The sequence below is a fragment of the Corallococcus aberystwythensis genome (genome assembly GCF_003612165.1).
GTDB classification, from domain to species: domain Bacteria; phylum Myxococcota; class Myxococcia; order Myxococcales; family Myxococcaceae; genus Corallococcus; species Corallococcus aberystwythensis.
In genome coordinates, this window is the sequence record NZ_RAWK01000189.1 from 1 (window position 1) to 20,374 (window position 20,374).

Sequence of the window (20,374 nt, forward strand, 5' to 3'; positions counted from 1 at the left end):
GGAGGGGACTGGGGTCGGAGCTGCCTCGGGGGCCTTGGCGGGAGCGGCGGCGGCTTCGGCGGCCTTCTTCAGGCCCTCCTTGCGCTCGCGCTCGCGGCGGCGGGTCTCCCGGTCGATGCCCTTCTGCGCGTCCTTGAGATACTGCGCGGTGCGCTCGTCGGTGCCGCCCCGGGCCTTGTACTGGTCCAGGAAGGCCGCGGCCTTCTGGAGGCGCTCCAGGGCATCCATGCCGGCGGGCTCCAGGTCCAGGTGGAGCAGGCCCAGGTTGAAGTACGCGTCCTTCGCGTCGGGCTGGAGCTGGAGCACGCGCTCGTACTCCGCCAGGGCGCGGGGGAAGTCGCCCTCGCCCCGCCAGGCGTTGCCCAGGTTGAGGTGGGCGGCGGCGAAGTCCGGCGCGGCCTTCACGGCGGCCTCCAGCTCCACGCGGGCGCTGGCGTAGTCCTCGCCCTCGTTGAGCAGGGTGCCCAGGTTGTTGCGCGCCTCGGCGAAGTCCGGCCTGAGCGCGATGGCCTGCCGGAAGCGCTCCAGCGCCAGGGGGCGCTCCTTGAGGCCCAGGTGCACCAGGCCCAGGGCGTTGAGGGTGGCCGCGTCCTGCGCGTCGATGGCGAGCGCGTTGCCCAGCACCATGGACGCGAGCTCGTACTTGCCCTCGCGGGCGTACACCTGCGCGAGCACCTGCATGGCGGGCACGTGCTGCTCGCTGACCTGGAGCGCGCGGCGGGCCTCCGCGACGGCGGCCGGGTGCTTCTTCTGGAGCAGCAGGTTCAGCGCCAGCGCCGTGCGCCGGGCCACCGAGTCCTTCGTCGTCAGCGCCTCGCGCAGCTCCGCCTCCAGCGACGCGGCGCGGCCCGTGCGCGCCGCCAGCCGCACCAGGCAGTCCCACGCGGCCTCCTGGTCCGGCTCCAGCGCCAGCGCCTGACGGTAGGAGCGCTCGGCGTCCGGGAAGCGGCCCTGGCGCTCCTGCACGATGCCCAGGTTCGTCCACGCGGGGCCCAGCTTCGGGGACTTCTCCAGCAGGGCCTTGAGCGCGGTCTCCGCGATGGTCAATTCGCCGCGCCGGGCGACCTCCACCGCGCTGGTGAAGTCCCGCTCCTGACCGGTGAGCGACTTCGCCACGGGGGCGGGTTCCTTCGCCTGTGGCTTCGCGTCGCCAGTCTTCGGAGCCGTGCTCACGGCCGTGGCGGGCCCTGCCTCCGGGCCCGTGAGCTTCGAGTCCTTGCGCGTCTCCGGACCGGAGGCGCAGGCGGACAGCCAGAGCACGAGCCCCGTGAGCGCGAACTTGCGGCCCGCGTTCATGGCGTGCCCCCTTCCGTCAGCCGGGTCGCCTTGTCGGGGGCCACGCGCGCGGGTGCGACGGGCGCGGCGAGGCTGCCCAGCAGGCCATCCGGATACACGGTCTCCGACGCGAGCGCGCCCCGGGCCTCCTTGAGGACGGGGTACTCCTTGGGGCGGAAGCGGTTGAGGGATTCCAGCGTGCGGCGGGTCCACTCGTTGGAGACGTGGTTGTTGCGTGCCTCCTTGAGCGTGGCGGCGTAGCTCTCCACCGCGCGGTCCTCCAGGGCCACGGTGCGCTGCGTGAGCATGTCCTGGTAGGTGAGCACCGCGTCGTCGCCCAGGCGCTTCACTTCCGGAGGCACGGGCGCGTCCAGCAGCGTGGCGGCGAAGCGCTCCAGGGCGTAGCCGCGCCGGTAGAACGAGGCCAGTGACCACTCCAGCTGCTTGTAGGGCAGCACCTTCACGTACGCGGCATCCACCGCCTTCACGGCCTCGGTCTTCTTTGTGAAGCTCTTCTCCAGCGCCTTGCCGGAGCCGCTGAGCTTCAGCGCGTCGAAGCGCTGGAACTCCAGCTCGGCCAGCTGGAAGCGGCTGTAGGCGGCGGCCTCCGCGGCGCGCAGCTGCGTCTCCGGCTTCAGCTTGCGGCGGTCGAAGTCGTCCGCGGCGGCGGCGTACGCGCGCTGGGCCTCCTTCGCGTTGCCGCGCTTCTTCCACGCGTCACCCAGGCGGCGCTTCGCGTCCACCACCAGCTCCACCTGATCCGCCTTGCTGGCGAACTTGCGGACGAAGGCCTCCAGCGCCTGGATTTCGCCCCGCGTGTCGCCCTGCTTCTCCAGGATGCGGGCCGCGCGGTACTGGTTCTCCGGCGCGTTCTTCCCGTGGGGGTACAGCTCCACGCAGCGCTGGAAGGCGGCCGCGGCCTCCGCGTAGCGCTGCTGCCCTTCGAGCAGCGATGCCGCGTTGTAGAGCGCCGCCTCGCGCTCCTCCGCCTTCGGGTAGTCCTTCACCAGCTTCTGGTAGCTGGTGACGGCCTTGTCGAAGTCGTAGGACTTCTGCGCGTTGAGGGCCACGCGGAACAGCGCGGTGTGCGCCCACGGTGACTTCGGATAGTCGCGGTACACGCGCTCGTAGAGCTTCATCGCGGAGTCGAACCGGCGCAGTTCTTCATACGCCACCGCCGCGTTGTTGAGCGCCTTGTCGGCGAACTCGTGGCGGGGGGCCTCCTCCACCAGTTGGAGGTACTTCTTCGCCGCCTCGTCGTAGCGCTTCTGGGACGCCAGCTGATCCGCCAGGTTGAAGCGGCCGGCGAGCTTGAACTTCATCAGCTCGCGGTACTGCTCACTGGACGGGTCCACCACCTGCGCGTTGCTGGCGAGCCGCGCGCTGACCTCCTCCACGCTCTTCCAGTCCTGGTCGACGAGGAAGGACTCGATGATGAGGTTGGTGGCGTAGCCGGCCACCGGGTTGCGCGGGTACGCCTGCACCACGCGCTCGAAGCGGGGGCGGGCCTGGGCGAAGTCGTCGTGCGTGTAGAACAGCTCCGCGGCCTGGTACGCGATGCCCGGCGCGGCCTCTTCCTTGGGCATCAGTGCCACGTAGGCGTCGGACGCCCTCACGAGCGCGGCCTCCGTCTCCGCCAGGGCCACGGGCGCGTGCGTGCTGTCCTTGGGGCGCTCGCTGGCGCGCAGCGGCTTGCGCTCCGGCACGCGGCCCGCCTTCACGTCCTCGTCCAGCTGCGCCTTCCAGGCGAGCACCGCGTTGTGCGCGGACACGTCGCGGTAGGTGTTGTCCTGGTTGGAGTCGCGGACGGCCCCATATTCCTTCGCCGCCGGGCCGTACGCGTCCGAGTTGAAGAGGGACTCGGCGTGGAAGAAGCGCATCGCGTACGCGGTCTTGCTGCGCGGGAAGCGCTCCAGGTAGGTGCCGTACGCGCGAGCGGCGGCGGCGTAGGTGGCCTTGGCCTCCGCGTCCTTGCCATCCTTCTGGAAGGCCTGGGCCTGCTGGTGCTGGTACGCGGCGGCGGAGTAGAGGCTCTGTTCGGCGAGCGTCTGCGCGTGCGACAGCGCGTTCGGGTCGTCCTTGTTCTTCTCGTACCAGGCGCCGCCGGGCAGGTAGTTGTTGGCCAGCTTCTCCGACTCGCGCGCATACAGGTCCATGCGCCGGTCGCGCTCATAGGCCTGGACGATGCGCTGCTGGAGGCGCGGCGCGTCCGCGGTGAGGGGCTCCGTGGCCAGCACCTGCTGGTACGCGGCGATGGCCTCCTCGTTGCGGAGCTGGTCGAAGTAGACGTTGCCCAGCCGCCGGTACACCTCCGGCGCGTAGGGCCGGCCGCCGCGCTTCGCGAAGAGGTCGCGGGCCTTGGCCACGCCGCCCCACGTCTCGTCCGCCAGCGACAGCGCGATGTACTGGAGCGCTTCCGAGCGCAGGTCGCCTTCGTCCGCCTTGCTGCCGGACTGCTGGTGGGACTGGTAGTGGTCCAGGAGCAGCAGGAAGCTGTCCACGGACTCCTCGAACCAGTCCATCCGGTAGTACGTCCAGGCCAGCTTGTAGCGGGCCTTGTCGTAGAACCGGTGCCCGGTGTCACGCGTGGCGACGGTGTACGCGTCCGCGGCCTTGCGCAGCGCCTCCGGGTCGGTCTCGTCCTCGAACCAGTACTCGCCGATGCGCGTCCACGCGTCGGTGGCGAAGCGGCTCTTCGGGTAGCGCGTGGTGAGCTGCTGGTAGGTGGCGAGGCTCTCCTCGTCCTTGTGCTGTTCGTTGAGGCAGTACGCCAGCAGGTACAGCGAGCCGTCGTTGAGCTTGTAGTCCGGGAAGCGCGCGAGGAGCGTGCGGTACAGGCCGATGGAGGGCGTGAAGTCCACCTCCGGCTCCGGCGGCAGGTCCGCCATCGCCTCGTCGGACATCGTGCGCACGCGCTCCGCGTAGTCCTTGCGCGCCAGCTGGTGCTCGTCCGCGGAGCGCTCGTAGTACAGCTCCGCCAGACGGAACATCACGTCCGGCGTGGCGCGAGGCTCGTCCGGGTAGCGGCGCAGGAAGTCCTCGAAGCGGCCGATGGCGTCCAGCCGCTGCGTGCGCTCCTGCGACTCCAGCGCGGTGAGCGTCTTCTCGTAGGCGTTGGAGAGCGCCGCGCGCTTCTGCTGGTAGCGCCGCTCCACCAGCTGCTTCACCTCGCGGTGGAAGTCGCGGGACTCCGCCTCGTACGCCTCCAGCGCGCGGCTCACGTCGCGCAGCAGCTTCTCCTGTTCGGGCGTGTGGCCCAGGCCGTCCAGGTAGCGAGAGGTGTTGGGCGCGGGCGGTGCCGGAGGCGCCGGTTGGGCCTTCGCGGGAGCGGTAGGCGTGGGGGCCTTCTTCGAGGCCTTGGCCTTCGCGGCGTGCGAAGCCAGCGGCGCGAGGGCCAGGAGGAGGACGAGGGCAGGGCGGCGCATGGGCTTCAGTCCCCCCCTTCCGACGACAGGACGTCCTTGAACTCCGTGTCGAGCGCGCGCAGGGCGTCCGCCTTCTCCTTGGCGACCTTCTGGATGTTCGCGGTGTTGTCCTGCGTGCGGCTGAAGGCCACGTCCACCGTGCCGGTGTCGGCCTTGAGCACCAGGTCGTAGAACTGCTGCCGCACGCGGCGGAAGCTGTCGTAGGCGATGCGGCCCACCAGGTTGCGGGCGTCGCCGGACGCGGCGGCCACCTCCTGCTCGTAGCCCTGGAGCAGCGCCTGCTCCGTGCGCACCTTGTCGCGGATGGACTTCACGCGGTGCTCCAGCCGCGCGCGCAGCGCCACCCGGGCCACCGCCACGCGTCCGCGAAGCGAGTCGATGCGCGTGCGCACCTGGTGCATGCGCAGGAGCACGCGGGTGTCCTCGCCGGACAGCCGTCCCTCGCCCGCGCGCAACACGCCGTGCTCCTGCTGGAGCGCGGCGGAGTAGCGGGCGCGGATGGCGGCCTCGCCCTCCAGCGACGTGTCCGTGGACTGGCGCTCGGTCGCGAGCCGGGCGCGGGTGCGGTCCAGCTCCGCCTGGAGGTCCTTCAGCGCGGCGATCTCCGCCTGGAGCTGCACCAGGAACTCGCGCTCCTCGGCGGGGTCCGCCTGCCGCTCGTCGCGCGTGTCCTCCACCCACTTGCGGATGGCGGCGGCGTTGGCGTGCAGGCTCTGCAGTTCATAGCCCACGCGGAAGGCCTCGCGGTCCACCGCGTCCACCTTCGCCTGCATGCGCTGGCGCCGTGCCTCCAGCTCCTTGTTGGTGGTGGGCAGCGCCGCGAACCGCAGCCGCTGGGCCTCGCGCGCGCCCTGGGCGACGAGCAGCTTCTCGCGCTCGGCGGGCGTGAGCTTCTCCTCCACCAGCGCGGCCTCCGCCTGCACCAGGGACTGCTCCACGGCGGTGAGCGCGGTGTCCACGGCCTCCGCGCGCACGTAGCCCTCCTGAAGCTCCGGGAAGGCCTCCAGCCCGCGCGCGTCCAGCGCCTCCAGGATGCGCTCCGCGATGGCCTTCGCCTCGCCCGCGCCCTGACGGCCGCTGTCCAGGTCGCCCACCATCCGCACCGCGTCCGCGACCTCCTTCTGCGTGGACGCGTACTTCAGCGCCAGCGGGGGCAGGAGGGTGCTCACGTCCAGGGAGCGCTCGTTGCGCGCGAGCAGGTTGTCGAAGTACGCGACGGGGTCTTGGTTCACGCGCAAGAGCGCGTCCACCTTGTCGCGCGCGGGACGGAACGTGTTCGCCACGCCGTCATACGTCTCCAGCGCCTCGTCGTACTGGTGCAGCTTCTGGAGCAGGTGCCCCTGGAGGATGCGCCCCTCGGGCGCGAGCTGCGAATCCGGGGCGACGAGCAGCAGGATGTCCGTGGCGTTCTTCGCCTGCGTGAAGTCCTGCTTGCGCACGTACGTCCACGCGACCTCCAGCAGGGACTCCGGGAAGCGCTCGCTCTCACGCGGAATCTGGCCGTAGTGGTCCAGCGCCTCGTCGTAGCGGCCCGTCTCGTACATCAGCCGGCCCAGCGACAGGTACGCGAGCTCACGGAAGCGCTGGGCTTCTGCTTCCGCGAGGCCGCTCGAGACCACCGCGTCCGGTCCGCTGCCCACGATGCGCTGGAACTGCGCGATGGCGGCCGGATGGTCCCCGCTCTGCACGCTCAAGACGCCCAGGTGGTAGACGGCCTGCACGCGGAAGGCGCCAGGGCCTTGCGCCAGCGGGGCGAACAGCGCGCGCGAACGCTGCTGGTGCTCCTCCGGCGTCAGGTCCATGCGCTTGAAGGTGCCGCGCGCGTGCACGTAGGCGATGTCCGGCGCCAGCACTCCGCCTGACAGCTGCCGCGCCTTCTCCACGTACTCGTCGATGCCCTCGAACTGCTGGAGCCGGCCCGCCACCGCGAGGTAGCGGCTCACGGCCTCCTTGTAGCGCTGCGGCGTCAGGGGCAGCGACAGCACGTCGCGCAGGTACACCCTCGCGCCGATGTCGTTCTTCTGCTGGTAGAGCGCGTCCGCCAGGTAGAAGACCGCCTCCGCGTAGCGCGGGTGCGCCTTGAACTCCGGGTCGCTCACCAGGTCGTAGAAGAGGACGGACGCGGCGGCCCAGTCCCCCAGCAGCGAATACACCTCGCCCTCGGAGAAGCGCTTGAGCTGCGAGTCGGCGCTGCTGGGCTCGGGGCGCTCCGTGAACTGCGTCTCCACGAAGCGCAGGGACTGCTCCGCGGCGCGCAGCTGCGCCTCCACCGCTTCCACGGACGCCGCGCGCGAGCTCAGCGAGGCGGGCATGGGCGGCAGCGCGGCCCCCGGCTTGGAGGCCTGGGGCGCCGGAGCGGGCGCGGCCCCGAGGGACAGCGCGAGGGCCAGGGCGTGCAGCGTCGCGGTCACGGCCGTGTGCTCCTACTTCGGCTCGCTGGAGGTGGTGGCCGGCGCGGGTGTGCCCGGAGTGCCTTCCGTCTCCGAGCCGGAAGCGGGCCCGGGCGGCCGGTTCGCGCGCGTGTCCTTGGCCACTTCAATGTCGTAGCGCACCGCGGGCCGGTCCTTGAGGTCGGTGGTGAGGCCGCCCTTCTCCACGCCCACCACGTTCACCGTGGTGACCTTTCCGGACTCCGCGTTGAAGGTGTAACTGGATTGCACCTTGAACTTGTAGCCTTCCAGGTAGCTGAACACGCCGTAGCCGCTGCCCCGGTACACCAGGCGCACCGCCAGCTGGTGCTGGCCCGGGACGATGCGGCCGTTGAAGACCTCCAGCGACTGGTGCCGGTTCAGGTCTCCCTGCGTGTCCACCTGGGTGAAGATGGGCGCGCCGTCCAGCGCGTACACCACCGACTCCAGCTGGAACGCGTTGCCCATCTCGTTCTTGTGCACCAGCACCGCGCGGGCGCCGGTGGACAGCTCGCCGCCCATCACCGACTCCTGGAGCAGCAGCAGGCGCGCCTTGGAGCGGTAGATCTTCTCCTTCAGGTCAACGACCTGCTCCTCCAGCGTCTTCACGCGCGACGTGAAGGCCTCATCCGCCGTCTGCTCCCCAGCGGGAGCGGCTGCGGCCGGGGATGCCTGCGGCGTGGCGGCGGGCGACGCGGCCGGCGCGGTGGCGGGAGGAGGAGAAGCAGGGGAGGGGGACGCACCTTGCGCGAACACCGGCCCGGACAGGCCAGCGCTCAGGAGCGCGAGGAGACGAAGGGTGGCGGATGCGACGCGCACGGTACGACCTCGGAAGGCGGCTCTGCCCGACGGCACGAGGTCATACCATCCTTTGCCGGGGGCTGCCCGGTGGGGGCCAGCCCGCCGGGCAGGGGAGCAGGCGGCGTGTCAGCCGCCCTTGCGCAGCTCGGTGAGGACCAGCTTGGCCACGGCCTTGAGCGTGTCGAACACGCCCACGCCGGTGGGCGCCACGGCCTGGTACTCCGGGATGTTCCGCGGGTTGAGCGCCTTGCGCATCTCCTCCACGGTCACCGCGTTGGGCAGGTCGCGCTTGTTGTACTGCACGACGTACGGAATCTTGTTCAGGTCGTAGCCCTGCTCGGCCAGGTTGATGCGCAGGTTCTCCAACGACTCCATGTTGGCTTCCATGCGCTCAATCTGGCTGTCGGCGACGAACACCACGCCGTCCACGCCCTTGAGGATGAGCTTGCGGCTGGCGTCGTAGAACACCTGACCGGGCACCGTGTAGAGGTGGAAGCGCGTCTTGAAGCCGCGGATCTCACCGAGCGACAGGGGCAGGAAGTCGAAGAAGAGCGTGCGGTCCGTCTCCGTGGAGAGGGAGATGAGCTTGCCCTTCGTGTCCGCCGCGGTCTTGTTGTAGATGTACTGAAGGTTGGTCGTCTTCCCGCAGAGGCCCGGCCCGTAATAGACAATCTTGCAGTTGATTTCGCGGGATGAGTAATTGATGAAGGACATGGCTTCCCGGGTTACTCGCTGAAGAGGTTGTCGATATCGTCGTCGGAGATCTCGGCGAACGGCGAACCGGCTCCGGGGCTGTCGGTCTTCTTCACGAGGCTTTCGAAGATCTTCGTCAGCTCGTCGCTGGCCTTCTTGATGCGCAGGCGCACCAGACCCAGGCTCGTGCGGTTGTCGAAGATGACGACCAGCACCACGCGGCTGCCCACGATGGTCATGTAGAGGCTGTCCTTCGCCCCTTCATGGAACTGGTTGGGGAACTCGTTCTCCCCGATCAGCTTCGCCAGACCGCCCATGGCCGCCACGTTGCCGGCCGTCAGCGACGCGAGCGACGTGGTGTCGATGTTCTGCGTCTGGCCGGCCGAGGAGATGAGCTGGCCGTTCTTGTCGACGAGGAAGACCACCTTCGCGTTCGCGTCCTTGGTGAGCCGGTCGCAAACGGCGTTGATCTTGGTGAACTCCTCTTCGTACATCACCAGTTGCGTGCCCATGGGCGTATGCGCTCCTCAGCGTTCGCTCGCCCCGCGCGCGGCGGCGCTCCGATGTTTCTGGAGTGAATCCCGGAGGTTAGACGAGGCGCTACCGACCGCCGTCATGCTTAGCAAAGCAGTTCCACTCCAGCAAGAAGCCAGCCGTGATCCGCGCCGATCTTGAAGGAATGACGGCATCGCGGGTTGGGACACCTGCCCCTCTTCTCTATACTCTTCCGGGCCTTGCGCCGCCCGACCCCCCTCACCGACATCCTCCCGCGCATCGTCGTCCTCGTCCTGGCGCTCGCCTGTTCCGGGGCCGTCCGTGCGGAGACCCCCGAGCCGGAGCGCGCCTCGCTGCGCCTGCGCTACGGCCTGGCCTCCCGTCAGGGTGAGCAGGTGGATGTAGGGCCCGGGCTCACCTACAGCGGGCTGACGCCGAACGACGTGGCGCTGACGTTGATGGGCTGGGCGGGGGCGTACGTGGGCGGCCAGGTGGATCTCCAGCGCGAGGCGTTCGAGCTGCGGGACGCGTCGTCGCACGTGACGGGCGGCAGCCTGGTGCGCGGTTCGGTGGGGCCGCGCGGGCGGCTGTTCCTGGGGCCGGTGCGGTTGGAGCTGGGCGCGGGCTACGGCTTCGCGCAGCTGCCGCTGTTCGGTGGGTTCACCTATGCGCCGGTGTTGCAGCGGGGCGTGCGGCACGCGGCGTTGGTGTCCGGCCGGGTGCTGGTGGCGCTGCCGGCGAAGCTCCAGCTGGAGGCGCGAGGCGAGGTGCCGTTGACGTTGTCCGCGCACGCGGCGGACGGGCTGAAGGCGTCGTCGTCCGGCTACGTGGTGGGCGCGGCGCTGCTGTACCCGGTGGTGAGCCGGGATGGTTGGACGGGGCATCTGCTGCTGGACGTGCAGCAGGCGCACGACGTGATGGAACTGGAGGACAGCGGCCTGCGCTCCGAGCAGCGGATGCGCCGCATCGGGCTGGGCTTCGAGGTCGCGCTGGGCAGTGAGGGCCGGGCGTCGCGGCCCGTGGAAGGACCGCGCCAGGCCTTCGTCGCGCTGAGCGTCGTGGACGCGGAGACGGGGGCGCCGTTGCCGGGGGCCCACGTGCGCGTGCCCTCCATGAAGACGCCCGGCACGGACGAGGAGCTGGTGGCGGACGCGCAGGGACAGCTGCGGGTCCTCCTGCCCGAAGGCGCGCAGTCCACGCAGGCGAGCGTGGACGGCTATGAGGACGCGACGGCGGTGGCCACCGTCAGTGGTGCCTCGGAGAGCGCGCCCGTGCAGCTGCGCCTGCGCAAGAAGGCTCCGCTGACGGGCTCGCTCAAGGTGAAGGTGGTGCAGGGCAAGAACGGCGTGCCGGTCCCCGACGTCCAGGTGGTCTCCGGCACCGCGCAGCCGCGCACGAACAAGGCCGGCGAGGTGCTGCTGGAGGGGCTCGCGCCGGGGCCGGTGGCCGTGGCGGTGTCGGCTCCAGGCTTCCGCGCGACGGAAGAGGCCGCGGTCGTGGTGGCGGGGCAGACGTCGGAGCTGGTGGTGGTGCTGTCGCTGGACCGCAAGGGCGAGCTGGCCACGCTGGTGGGCCAGGTGCGCAGCGCACGCAACGGCCAGCCGCTGGTGGCGACGGTGAGCATCCCGCAGGCGAAGGTGCGCACGCGCACGGACAAGAGCGGCGCCTTCACCGCGCGCGTCCGCGGCGGCACGTACCGCATCACCCTGTCCGCCGCCGGGCACGTGACCCAGACGAAGGTGGTCACCGTGCGTGAAGGCGAGCAGGCCATTCTCAACGTTGATCTGTTCCCGAGGCGCCGGTGAGTCGCGCGGTGCACCGCGACGCCCGTCGTCCGTCGTCGTCGAGGTTTCAGTGAGTCCTGTCCGCATCCTGGCGCTGTCGCTGCTCCTCCTCCTCTCCGGCTGCTCGGGGTGTGAACGCGAGGAGGCGCCGAAGCCTCCGCCGGTGGTGGAGGTGGACGCGGGGGCCGCCGTTCCCATCGGGCGCCTGGAGGGGCTGTCCGGCGACGTGCGCCTGGAGCGCGGCGGCAAGGTGGGCCCGGCGGTGGAAGGGCCGCTGCTCGCGGGCGACGCGGTGGAGACGGGTGAGCAGGGCTCGGCGACGGTGCGCTTCCCGGGCGACCGGACGGTGGAGGTGGGGAGCGAGGGCCGGTTCGCGGTGGGCTCGGATGCGACGGGCATCGTGATGAAGGTGGAGCGCGGCATCGTGCTGTCGCGCGTGCCTGCGGGCGGAAACGCTGGCGGCGCGGGCTCCAAGGTGACGTTGAACATCCTCACCCCCTTCGGCCTCACGCGCGTGGGGCCGGATCCGTCGGAGGTGAAGGTCGCGGTGGCGGAGGACTCGGCGCGGGTGGAGGTGAAGCTGGGCGCCATCGAGCTGGTCTCCAAGGACGGGAAGACGCTGCGCGCGGCGCAGGGCGACGCGGTGGACCTGACCCGCGAGCGGGCGCAAGTCACGCCCGCGGGCCCGCGCGTCGTGGAGCTGGCGCCCATCGCGGTGACGGTGCGCGCGACCTCTGGCGACGCGGAGGTGAAGTCAAAGGACACGGGCCGCTGGCGCAAGGTGCGCCGCGAGGGCGAGGTGCTGGCCTTCGGCGATGGCGTGCGCACGAAGGGCGGCGAGGCGGTGCTGCAACTCAAGGACAGTGGCTCGGTGCTGACGCTCGCTCCGGGCGCGGAGGCGGTGCTGGAGGGGGCGGGGCAGCAGGGCACCATCGACGAGGCACGCGTCAACCTGCTCCAGGGGCTGCTGGCCGTGCAGCTCGCCATGGGGCGCGAGAGCCGCGTGGTGCTGCCGGAGATGACGGTGGAGTCCGGAAGCGGCGCGAGGCTGGAGATCCGCCGCACCGACGCCGGCATGCAGGTGGCGGCGCACACGGGGGACGTGACGCTGCGGCGGGGCGAAGCGCGGCAGGAGCTGCGCGCCGGTGAGCGCGCCACCGTGGCCACGGATGGCACCGCGAAGGTGGAGCCGCTGGAGGAGGCGGTGGTGGCGGTGGGCCCGGGCGAGGGCACGGAGGTCTTCCACCGGGGACTTTCGGAGGTGGCGCTCACCTGGGAGGGCGAGGGCGACGCGGTGGTGGAGGCGGCGCAGGACGCGGCCTTCAAGCGCCCGGTGCTCTGGGGCCGCGTGCACCGCGCCTCCGTAAACGTGTCCGCGCTGGCGAAGGGCACGCTGTACTGGCGGGCGCGCAAGGAGGACGGCACGCAGGTGGCGGCGGGCAGCGTCCACTTCGCCCCGGAGTCCCCCACGAAATCACTGGCGCGGGCGCGCAACGTGGTGCCGGAGGGGCCGGAGAAGACGACCATCTTCTACCAGGACAAGCCTCCGGCGGTGACGCTCACCTACGGCGCGGAACCGCAGGCCCATACGTATCGCGTGGCGGTGTACAAGGCAGGTTCGCTGGCGACGCCGGTGGTGCAGCGCACGGTGTCGGAGACGCGCGCGGCGCTGGAGGCGGGACAGCTGGGCGAGGGCAACTATCTGTGGTCCGTCACGCCGCTGTCGCAGGTGGGCGCGGCCCTCAAGGGCGGGCGCATGAACAAGCTGGAGCTCGTCTATGACAACTCGGTGATGGGGCTGGTGGTGGACAGCCCGCGCCAGGGTGTGCCGGCCGCGGAGAAGGTGCGCGCTTCAGGCGTGGCGCCCGTGAACGCTCGCCTGTCCATCAACGGACGGGACGTGCCCCTGGACGCCAAGCACCGCTTCGATACCTGGGTGCCCCCCATGGGAATGCCCCCCCTGCTGGTGTTTAAGATGACGCGACCCGGTGCCCCGGCCGTACTCACGGTGCGCACCCTGAAATCGCGAGGGCCTTAAGGAATGGCACAGTCCCACATTCCCATTCCGGATCCCGCCGGCGCCTCGAGCGAGGCCATCCTCCAGCCGTATGGGCAGTACGTGCTCGTGCGCAAGCTGGCGGAGGGCGGCATGGCGGAGATCTTCCTCGCCAAGCTGCTGGGCGCGGACGGCTTCGAGCGCAACGTGGTGCTCAAGCGGATGCTGCCGACGCTGTCGGCCATCCCCGACTTCGTGGAGATGTTCCGCGACGAGGCGCGGCTCGCGGCGAAGCTGTCGCATCCGCACATCGTGCAGATCCACGAGCTGGGCTTCACGGACGGCTGCTACTACATCTGCATGGAGTACCTCGCGGGCGAGGACTTCTCCACGACGCTCAGGCTCGCGGGCCGCAGGCGCCAGTATGTGCCGCTGCCGGTGGTGGTGCGGGTGCTCATCGACGCGGCGCGGGGCCTGCACTTCGCGCATACCTTCACCAACGAGCAGGGCCAGCCGTTGCACGTGGTGCACCGGGACGTGTCTCCGTCCAACCTGTACGTGACGTACCAGGGCCAGGTGAAGGTGCTGGACTTCGGCATCGCCAAGGCCGAGTCGCGCCTCGTCCAGACGCGCACCGGCGTGGTGAAGGGCAAGTACATCTACATGGCGCCGGAGCAGGCGCAGGGGAAGGAGGTCGACCACCGCGCGGACGTGTTCTCGCTGGGGGTCAGCCTCTACGAGGCCGTCACGCACGTGCGGCCCTTCTCCCGCGAGAACGACCTGGCGGTGCTCAACGCGCTGTTGCAGGGCGAGTTCGAGAAGCCGCGCGCGCTCCGGGCGGACCTGCCGGCGGGCCTGGAGGCCATCATCCTCAAGGCCATGGCGTTCAAGCCGGAGGACCGGTACGCGAGCGCGGAGGACTTCGCGGACGACCTGGAGGCCTTCGCGACGGGGCTCCAGGGCGGGGCCGCGGGCGCTCCGGCGCTGGGCACGTTCCTGCGTCACCACTTCGGCGAGGAGCGCGTCACGGAGAAGACGCGCATCCCCACGCTGGCCACGCTCACCGCCGCGCGCCCGACAGACCCCGAGTTCGCTGCCATCACTCCGCCCGTCTCCGGCCCGGGCACGAATGCGTACGGGCAGCAGGTGGCCCGCCAGAGCATCACGGGCATGAGGGCGCTGACCGCGCAGAACAAGGCGGCCTCCGCGCAGGCGCAGGCCCCGGTTCACGCGCCGGAGGTCATGCCGAGCGCGCCCGTGGCGAAGCCCTCGTCCCGGCGCTGGCTCGTGGGGCTGGTGGGTGGCGTGGGGTTGGTGGCCGCGGGTGTGGCGGTTGTCATCGCGCGGCCCGGTGGCTCGGCTCCGAATGTCACGCCTCCGGCCCAGACGCAGCCGGCTGTCACGCCCGTGGCGAATGGCACTCCGGCACCGACGCCGACTCAAGCCCAGGGGCCTGAAGGGGCTTCGCCCGGGAGCGTTCCTGGCACCGTGCAGGACACGCCGGGTGGGGACGTGGTGGCGGCGTCCGTGACGGACTCGCCCCATGTGGACGAGGGGACGGAGGACGCGCCCCCGCACAAGCCGGTGACGAAGCCGGTGGCGAAGGAGCGCGTGTCGCTGGGCATCGACGACATCCAGCGCGTGGTGTCCAACGGCCGCTCGAAGATCACCGGCTGCTTCGAGCGCTACAAGTCCAACCTGCCGTCGGCCTCGGGCGAGGTGCAGGTGCAGCTGACCATCGTGTCCTCAGGCAAGGTGCGCGCGGGCACGCGTGGGCCGCTGGCGTCCACGGACGTGGGCCGCTGCCTGGAGACGCAGGCCCAGAGCCTGCGCTTCCCGGCGCACCGCGACCAGGAAGTCACCGTGCTGATGCCGTTCTCGTGGAAGGTGACGCAGTAGCCGTCACAGGTCGCGGCGGGCGGACAGCGCCTTGGCGAGCGTGGCCTGGTCCGCGAACTCCAGGTCGCCGCCCATGGGCAGGCCCTGGGCGATGCGCGTCACCCGCAGGCCCAGCGGCTTGAGCAGGCGCGTGAGGTAGAGCGCGGTGGCCTCGCCCTCGATGTCCGGGTTGGTGGCGAGGATGATCTCCTCCACCCGGCTGTCGTTGAGGCGCTCCAGGAGCTCCTTGATGCGCAGCTGCTCCGGGCCCACGCCTTCCAGCGGGGACAGCACGCCGTGCAGCACGTGGTAGCGGCCCTTGAACTCGCGGGTGCGCTCCAGCGCCATCAGGTCCGAGTACGTCTCCACGACGCACAGGGCGCGCTCGTCGCGGCGGTTGTCGCGACAGAAGCCGCACAGCTCCGAGTCGGTGAGGGAGAAACAGCGCACGCACAGGTGCACCTTCTCCTTCACCTCGCGGATGGCCTGTGACAGGTCGACGGCGAACTCGCCCGGCGCCCTCAGGATGTGGAACGCGAGGCGCTGGGCAGTCTTCTCACCAATGCCCGGCAGCTTCGCGAGCTGGGCGACCAGGCGGTTCAGCGGATCGGGGGTCATCCGGCTTTAATTAATGCCGGGGATCTTCACCCCGCCGGAGATCTTCGCCAGCTCGGCGTTCATGTGCTGACGGCTGTTCGCCAGGGCAGCATTCACGGCGGCGGTGATGAGGTCCTCGAGCATCCCGGGGTCGTTGGGGTCGATGGCGCTCTTGTCGATCTTGATGCTGCGAATCTCCTGCACGCAGTTGGCGACGACCGTCACGCGGCCCTCGCCGGACTTCGCCTCGACGGTCTCGTCCGCCAGCTGCTTCTTCCGCTCCTCGATCTTCTCGGTGAGCTTGTTCGCCTGCCGGATGAAGTAGTTCAGGTCGATGCCGGGCATGTGCTTCCTCGGTCCCCGGTCGTGGGAGCGCGGGCCGGCATGGCGCCGCTCGGAGCAGGGACGTTGCCGCGCACCCTAGCGGGGCGCGGCGGCGTTGTCAGTCCTCAGGAGCGGCGGGGACGTCCGGGAGGTTGGCCGGTGGCCGCTCGGGCTCATAGACCTGGATGTGCTCGATTTCGCCGCCCAGCATCTTGAGGATGGAGCGCACGGCTGCGTGGGAGCGCACCTTTCCCTCGGTGGTCTTCTCGTGGGTGGCGCGGCTCTGGGTGTCCTGCTCGGAGAGGCTCTGCCCCATTCCGCCGGGGAGGGCGTCCTGGTTCTGGGGCACGTCCGTGATGGTGAGCTTCACGGCCCGGCCGAAGTGCGAGGCCAGCGCCGCGTCCACGGTCTGCTTGCCCGCCTGGGCCGTCACCGCGGCCTTGTGGAAGGCGGCGGAGGGCGGAAAGCCCAGGACGATTTCGCCCGCCTTCATGGACTGGAGGCGGCCGTTGGCGAGCGCCGTGCCGTGGCGCACGGACGTGGCCTTCACGCTTTCCACGGCGGCACGCCAGCGCTCGGGCAGGGAGCGGTTGGGGTTGTCGCGGCTGGTGGCGACGGGCGCCATCGCGGGCGGCGGTTCAGGCTCCGGGGGCTCCGGTTCCGGCGGGGCGACGGGCTCCGCGACGGGGATGCACTCTCCGGAGGCACAGCCCTCGGCGGAGCCCTCTTCCGGGAACATGCGCTCGTCCACGTCCTCGTCGCCGTGCGGCGGAGGTCCGGGCGGAGCCACGGGCTCCGGCTTGCGCATGTTGGTGATGCGCACGGTGGGCGCGGCGGGTTCAGGCGCGCGTGCAGGGGGCGAGGGCTCGGGCACTGGAGCCGGGGCCGGAGCGCCGCCGTTGCGGAGGAAGGAGAGGGGACGGGCCGCGGACGGGGGCAGGTCGTCCATGACGACGCCCGGGGCCGGAGGAGCCTCCAGCGCGGGAGCCGCACCGCCGCCATTGCGCAGGAACGACAGCGGGCGCGCGGCGGAAGGAGGCAGGTCGTCCATCACCCCCGGCGCGGGAGGCACGGCGGCGGGCGTCGGGACGGGGCCGCCCGCGGCGCCGCCATTGCGCAGGAAGGAAAGGGGACGGGCGGCGGAGGGAGACAGGCCCTCCATCAGCGCGGCGGGAGGCGTCCGTGCGGCCACGGCGGACGCACCGGCCGGCTCGGCGCGAGCGAAGGAGGAGGGCTCCGATGCACGCGTGACGGCCGTGGGCGGTGCACCGTCGTGCGGCGGGGTGGTACCGCGAGCCTCGATGGACTGGGGCACGGGCCCCGTGCGCACGGATGCGTCCTGGGCCCCGAAGGGCCGGGGACTGGCGCCTGCGTAGGCCGAGGGGCCCTGGGGCTCACGTGAGTGCCCGTTGGGGGCAGGGTGCGCCGGTGCGCCCGCTGCGTCGAGGTGCCGGACCGTAGCGCCCGCGTGCGTGGACGGGCCCTGCGCATCCGTCATGCGGGGTGCTGCGCCCGTGAGCTCGGAGGGGGCGTGGCCGTTGAGCGGACGCGACGTGGCCCCCGCGTGCGCGGAGGTGCCGTGCGCAGCGGACGTACCGGGAGCTGCGCTCGTGTGCGAGGACGGACCCTGAGCATCGAACGGACGCGGCATGGCGCCCGTTTGCGCGGAAGTCCCCGGACCTTCGACAGGGCGCGAAGCCGCCATGACGGGCGCGGGCTCGCGGACTTCGGTTTGAACCTCAGACGCGAAAGTTCGCGGGACCGGGGCGACCTCCCGGCGCCCCGGACGTGTTCTTCGCGGCGCCTTCCGCGCCAAGCCCAGCCGACAGCCGCTCCACGCGGGCCAGCAGGTCGGGAATCGAACCGGCCGGGGACAGCTGGATGGCCTTGAGCAGCGCCATCTCCAGCGCCAGCCGGGGCTGCGCCGCTCGCGACACGTCCCAGATGCAGCCGTGCACGATGTCGAACAGGCGCGACAGCTGCGCCGTGTCCGCCTCCTTCGCGAGCGCCAGGAGCGCCTTCTGCTCGGACTCGGCCAGCTCCGCGGGCGCTTCGCCCAGCGACTTCGTCACGAAGAGGTGCCGCAGCTGCAGCGCCAGCTCCTCCGCCAGCCGCTTCAGGTCCAGGCCCCGGTTGAAGACTTCGTCCACGCGGCCCAGCACGCGCTTCGCGTCCTTGCGGACCAGCGCCTCCGCGAAGTCCTGCACCACCGTGCGGTCGATGGCGCCCATCGCCTCCGCGACGGCTTCGTCCGTGGGGTTGGGGCCGCACGACGCCAGAATCTGGTCCAGGAGGCTGAGCGCGTCGCGCATGCCGCCTTCGGACTGGCGCACCACCAGCGACAGCGACTGCTCGGAGATGCCCGCGCCTTCCGCCTGGCAGATCTCCTTCAGCCGCTGGAGCATCCGCGCCGCGGAGATGCGCCGGAAGTTGTGGCGCTGGCAGCGCGACAGGATGGTGTCCGGGAGCTTGTGCGCCTCCGTCGTCGCGAAGATGAACTTCACGTGACCGGGCGGCTCCTCCAGCGTCTTCAGGAGCGCGTTGAACGCCGCCCCCGAGAGCATGTGCACCTCGTCGATGATGTAGATCTTGTGGCGGTCGCGCTGCGGCAGGTACTTCGCGTTCTCGCGAATCTCGCGCACGTTCTCCACGCCGTTGTTGGACGCACCGTCGATCTCCGCGACGTCCACGCTGGTGCCGGCGGTGATTTCCGTGCACGCCCGGCAGGTGCCGCACGGGGTCGCCGTGGGGCCCTGCTCGCAGTTGAGCGCCTTGGCGAGCAGGCGGGCGGCCGTCGTCTTGCCCACCCCTCGAGGACCGCAGAACAGGTACGCGTGCGCGACCCGGTCCATCTTGATGGCATTCCCGATGGTCCGGACCACGTGCTCCTGGCCGGTCATGTCATCGAACTTCTGCGGGCGCCATTTGCGGGCGAGGACGAGGTAGCTCATGGGGACAGTCATCTAAACACGGCGGGCCGAATGATCCATGGAACGTCCATTCCGCCCGCCGTGAGACGCACTCCGTGTCAGCGTCCGAGCGCCTGTAGCACCACGTTGGCCGCGTTGTGGCCCGCCGCCCCGATGACGCTGCCCGCCGGGTGGCACCCCGCGCTGCAGAAGTAGAGCCCCTGCACCGGCGTCTCATAGGGCAGCCGGTCGGTGAACCCGCGCTTGTTGTCCACATGATGGATGTGGCCGCGGCTGATGCCGAAGTGGGACTCAATCTTCGGCGGCGTGAGCGCGAAGTACTCCTGCACCAGGTCGCTGGTGCCCGGCGCGAACCGGTCGCAGATGGACAGGAGGTGCTTCACGTAGCGCGCCTCCTCCTTCTCCCAGGTGGTGCCCTCCAGCTTCTCCGGCACCCACTCCACGAAGAGGGCGGAGTTGTGGTGCCCCTCCTCGTCCTTCAGGGTCGGGTCCACCGTGGTGTGCACGTACCACTCGATGGAGGGGAACTCCGCCAGCCGTCCCGCCTTCGCCTCCTTGTAGCCGTGCTCCAGCGCCCCCAGCACGTCGTCTCCCTGGGGCAGCAGGTGGATGGTGGGCCCGAACTGGCCCCGGTCCTCCGGCAGGCAGGTGAAGGTGGGCAGGGACTTGAGGCAGAGGTTCACCTTCAGCGTGGAGCCCGGCGCGGACAGCCCGTTCACCATGCTCCGGTAGTCCTTGTTCAGTGCCTCGGTGTCCACCAGCTTCAGCGTGCGGAAGGGGTCCGCGTTGGAGACCACGACCTTCGCGGACAGCTCCTCGCCGTTCTCCAGCACCACGCCCTTCACCACGCCGCTGTCCACGCGCACCGACGCCACCTTCGCGTTCGTGCGCAGCTGCGCGCCGTGCTTGCGCGCGAGCGCCGCGATGCGCTGGGTGACGGTGCCCATGCCGCCTTCGACAATCATCCACGTGCCGCCGCTGCCCGGCAGCCGGCAGAGGTTGTGCACCAGCAGGTTCATGCCCGTGCCCGGCGTGTCATAGCCGCCGTCCAGGCCGGAGAACGCATCGGTGACGGCGTACATCGCCTTCACGAAGTCGGACTTGTAGCCGAAGCGCTCCAGGTACTCGCGCGCCGTGCCGCGACACAGGTGGATGAAGTGCTGGCGCAGGGCAGGGCGCACGTAGCGCTCCGCCGTCTCCTCCAGCGACACGGGCGGCAGGAGCCACGCGGGCGCCAGGTCCTCGCGCAGCGCTCCCAGCTCCGCGTTCATGGCGACGTGGGCGTTCCAGTCCGCTTCGGAGAAGAACTCTCGGAACTGCCGCTCCAGCTCCCGCTCGTCCGAGCCGAAGAGCAGGTAGCGCTTGTCCAGGGTGGGCAGGAAGTAGTGCGGGTCGCGGCGCTTGAGGGGCAGCTCCAGCTGGAGCTCCTGGAGCAGCTCCGGCGGCATCAGCCCCAGGAGGTACGCGCCGGTGGAGACGCCCAGCTTCGGGGCCGTGCGGAACGGGTACTCCGTCTTGCACGCGCCGCCCACCTGGTCCTTCTCCTCCAGCACGGTGACCGACAGGCCCCGGCGCGCGAGCATCGCCGCCGCGACAAGTCCGTTGTGGCCCGCGCCCACCACGATGACGTCTGGCATGGTCTTCCTCCTTTGGGGAAAAGGCCGTCCTACCCGAGCCGTGGCTTCCCCGCCAAACCCCGTGCGTCTTGCGCTGGACGTCGGGGCCGGAAAGAGTCGCGTCCGCCACGTGAACGCCCCCACCTCCGACG

Annotated in this window: 14 protein-coding genes; 3 read left to right on the top strand and 11 right to left on the bottom strand. The window is 70.7% G+C overall.

What is annotated here, in order from left to right; all coding sequences use genetic code 11:
• From D7W81_RS27400 to mglB, 6 genes are all read right to left on the bottom strand, one after another.
• Positions 1 to 1,296 (bottom strand): tetratricopeptide repeat protein (locus D7W81_RS27400; RefSeq protein WP_120558348.1); only part of this gene is annotated, 1,296 nt, incomplete at its 3' end.
• A complete protein-coding gene (locus D7W81_RS27405) occupies positions 1,293 to 4,700 on the bottom strand; it encodes a tetratricopeptide repeat protein (RefSeq protein ID WP_208721472.1) in 3,408 nt (1,135 codons plus the stop codon). The genes D7W81_RS27405 and D7W81_RS27400, both read right to left, overlap by 4 nt.
• 5 nt (positions 4,701 to 4,705) lie before the next feature.
• Positions 4,706 to 7,111 (bottom strand): tetratricopeptide repeat protein, encoded by a 2,406-nt coding sequence (locus tag D7W81_RS27410; protein WP_120558349.1) that lies wholly within the window; start codon positions 7,109 to 7,111, stop codon positions 4,706 to 4,708.
• A 12-nt stretch (positions 7,112 to 7,123) separates the two neighbouring features.
• On the bottom strand, positions 7,124 to 7,927 hold the full coding sequence (locus D7W81_RS27415) for a dihydrolipoamide acetyltransferase (RefSeq protein ID WP_120558350.1): 804 nt from the start codon (positions 7,925 to 7,927) through the stop codon (positions 7,124 to 7,126).
• A gap of 108 nt (positions 7,928 to 8,035) precedes the next feature.
• On the bottom strand, positions 8,036 to 8,623 hold the full coding sequence (gene mglA / locus D7W81_RS27420; RefSeq protein ID WP_014394794.1) for a gliding-motility regulator Ras-like GTPase MglA: 588 nt from the start codon (positions 8,621 to 8,623) through the stop codon (positions 8,036 to 8,038).
• Between the two features lie 11 nt (positions 8,624 to 8,634).
• Positions 8,635 to 9,114, bottom strand: a complete 480-nt coding sequence (mglB, locus tag D7W81_RS27425) for a gliding-motility regulator GTPase-activating protein MglB (protein ID WP_002637270.1) — start codon at positions 9,112 to 9,114, stop codon at positions 8,635 to 8,637.
• 222 nt (positions 9,115 to 9,336) lie between these two features.
• On the opposite strand from mglB, the gene D7W81_RS44220 reads away from it, so the two are divergent.
• Genes D7W81_RS44220 through D7W81_RS27440 form a run of 3 tightly spaced genes read left to right on the top strand, consistent with a single transcriptional unit; the run spans position 9,337 to position 14,776 of the window.
• Positions 9,337 to 10,902 carry a carboxypeptidase regulatory-like domain-containing protein gene (locus D7W81_RS44220; RefSeq protein WP_120558351.1) on the top strand — a complete coding sequence of 522 codons (1,566 nt, stop codon included), beginning with the start codon at positions 9,337 to 9,339 and terminating at the stop codon, positions 10,900 to 10,902.
• Positions 10,903 to 10,951: 49 nt separating this feature from the next.
• Entirely contained in the window at positions 10,952 to 12,919 is a 1,968-nt protein-coding gene (locus tag D7W81_RS27435; protein WP_120558352.1) for a FecR family protein, read from the top strand.
• Between the two features lie 3 nt (positions 12,920 to 12,922).
• Entirely contained in the window at positions 12,923 to 14,776 is a 1,854-nt protein-coding gene (locus tag D7W81_RS27440) for a protein kinase domain-containing protein (RefSeq protein ID WP_120558353.1), read from the top strand.
• Positions 14,777 to 14,779: 3 nt separating this feature from the next.
• On the opposite strand, the gene recR is transcribed toward D7W81_RS27440, so the two are convergent.
• From recR to D7W81_RS27465, 5 genes are all read right to left on the bottom strand, one after another.
• Entirely contained in the window at positions 14,780 to 15,373 is a 594-nt protein-coding gene (gene recR, locus D7W81_RS27445) for a recombination mediator RecR (protein WP_120527892.1), read from the bottom strand.
• 6 nt (positions 15,374 to 15,379) lie between these two features.
• Positions 15,380 to 15,697 (bottom strand): YbaB/EbfC family nucleoid-associated protein, encoded by a 318-nt coding sequence (locus D7W81_RS27450; protein WP_120527893.1) that lies wholly within the window; start codon positions 15,695 to 15,697, stop codon positions 15,380 to 15,382.
• A gap of 97 nt (positions 15,698 to 15,794) precedes the next feature.
• Positions 15,795 to 17,006: a DNA polymerase III subunit gamma/tau gene (locus tag D7W81_RS43700; RefSeq protein WP_244227469.1), complete on the bottom strand. Its 1,212-nt coding sequence runs from the start codon at positions 17,004 to 17,006 to the stop codon at positions 15,795 to 15,797.
• A gap of 409 nt (positions 17,007 to 17,415) precedes the next feature.
• Positions 17,416 to 18,627: a DNA polymerase III subunit gamma/tau gene (gene dnaX / locus D7W81_RS27460; RefSeq protein ID WP_120558354.1), complete on the bottom strand. Its 1,212-nt coding sequence runs from the start codon at positions 18,625 to 18,627 to the stop codon at positions 17,416 to 17,418.
• 77 nt (positions 18,628 to 18,704) lie between these two features.
• Positions 18,705 to 20,243, bottom strand: a complete 1,539-nt coding sequence (locus D7W81_RS27465; protein ID WP_120558355.1) for a phytoene desaturase family protein — start codon at positions 20,241 to 20,243, stop codon at positions 18,705 to 18,707.
• Positions 20,244 to 20,374: the final 131 nt, after the last annotated feature.

Excerpts from the sequence above, each read along its gene's own strand:
- D7W81_RS27405 (WP_208721472.1), bottom strand. The coding sequence starts at position 4,700 with ATGCGCCGCCCTGCCCTCGTCCTCCTCCTGGCCCTCGCGCCGCTGGCT.
- mglA (WP_014394794.1), bottom strand. The coding sequence starts at position 8,623 with ATGTCCTTCATCAATTACTCATCCCGCGAAATCAACTGCAAGATTGTC.
- mglB (WP_002637270.1), bottom strand. The coding sequence starts at position 9,114 with ATGGGCACGCAACTGGTGATGTACGAAGAGGAGTTCACCAAGATCAAC.
- D7W81_RS27440 (WP_120558353.1), top strand. The coding sequence starts at position 12,923 with ATGGCACAGTCCCACATTCCCATTCCGGATCCCGCCGGCGCCTCGAGC.
- recR (WP_120527892.1), bottom strand. The coding sequence starts at position 15,373 with ATGACCCCCGATCCGCTGAACCGCCTGGTCGCCCAGCTCGCGAAGCTG.
- D7W81_RS27450 (WP_120527893.1), bottom strand. The coding sequence starts at position 15,697 with ATGCCCGGCATCGACCTGAACTACTTCATCCGGCAGGCGAACAAGCTC.
- dnaX (WP_120558354.1), bottom strand. The coding sequence starts at position 18,627 with ATGAGCTACCTCGTCCTCGCCCGCAAATGGCGCCCGCAGAAGTTCGAT.
- D7W81_RS27465 (WP_120558355.1), bottom strand. The coding sequence starts at position 20,243 with ATGCCAGACGTCATCGTGGTGGGCGCGGGCCACAACGGACTTGTCGCG.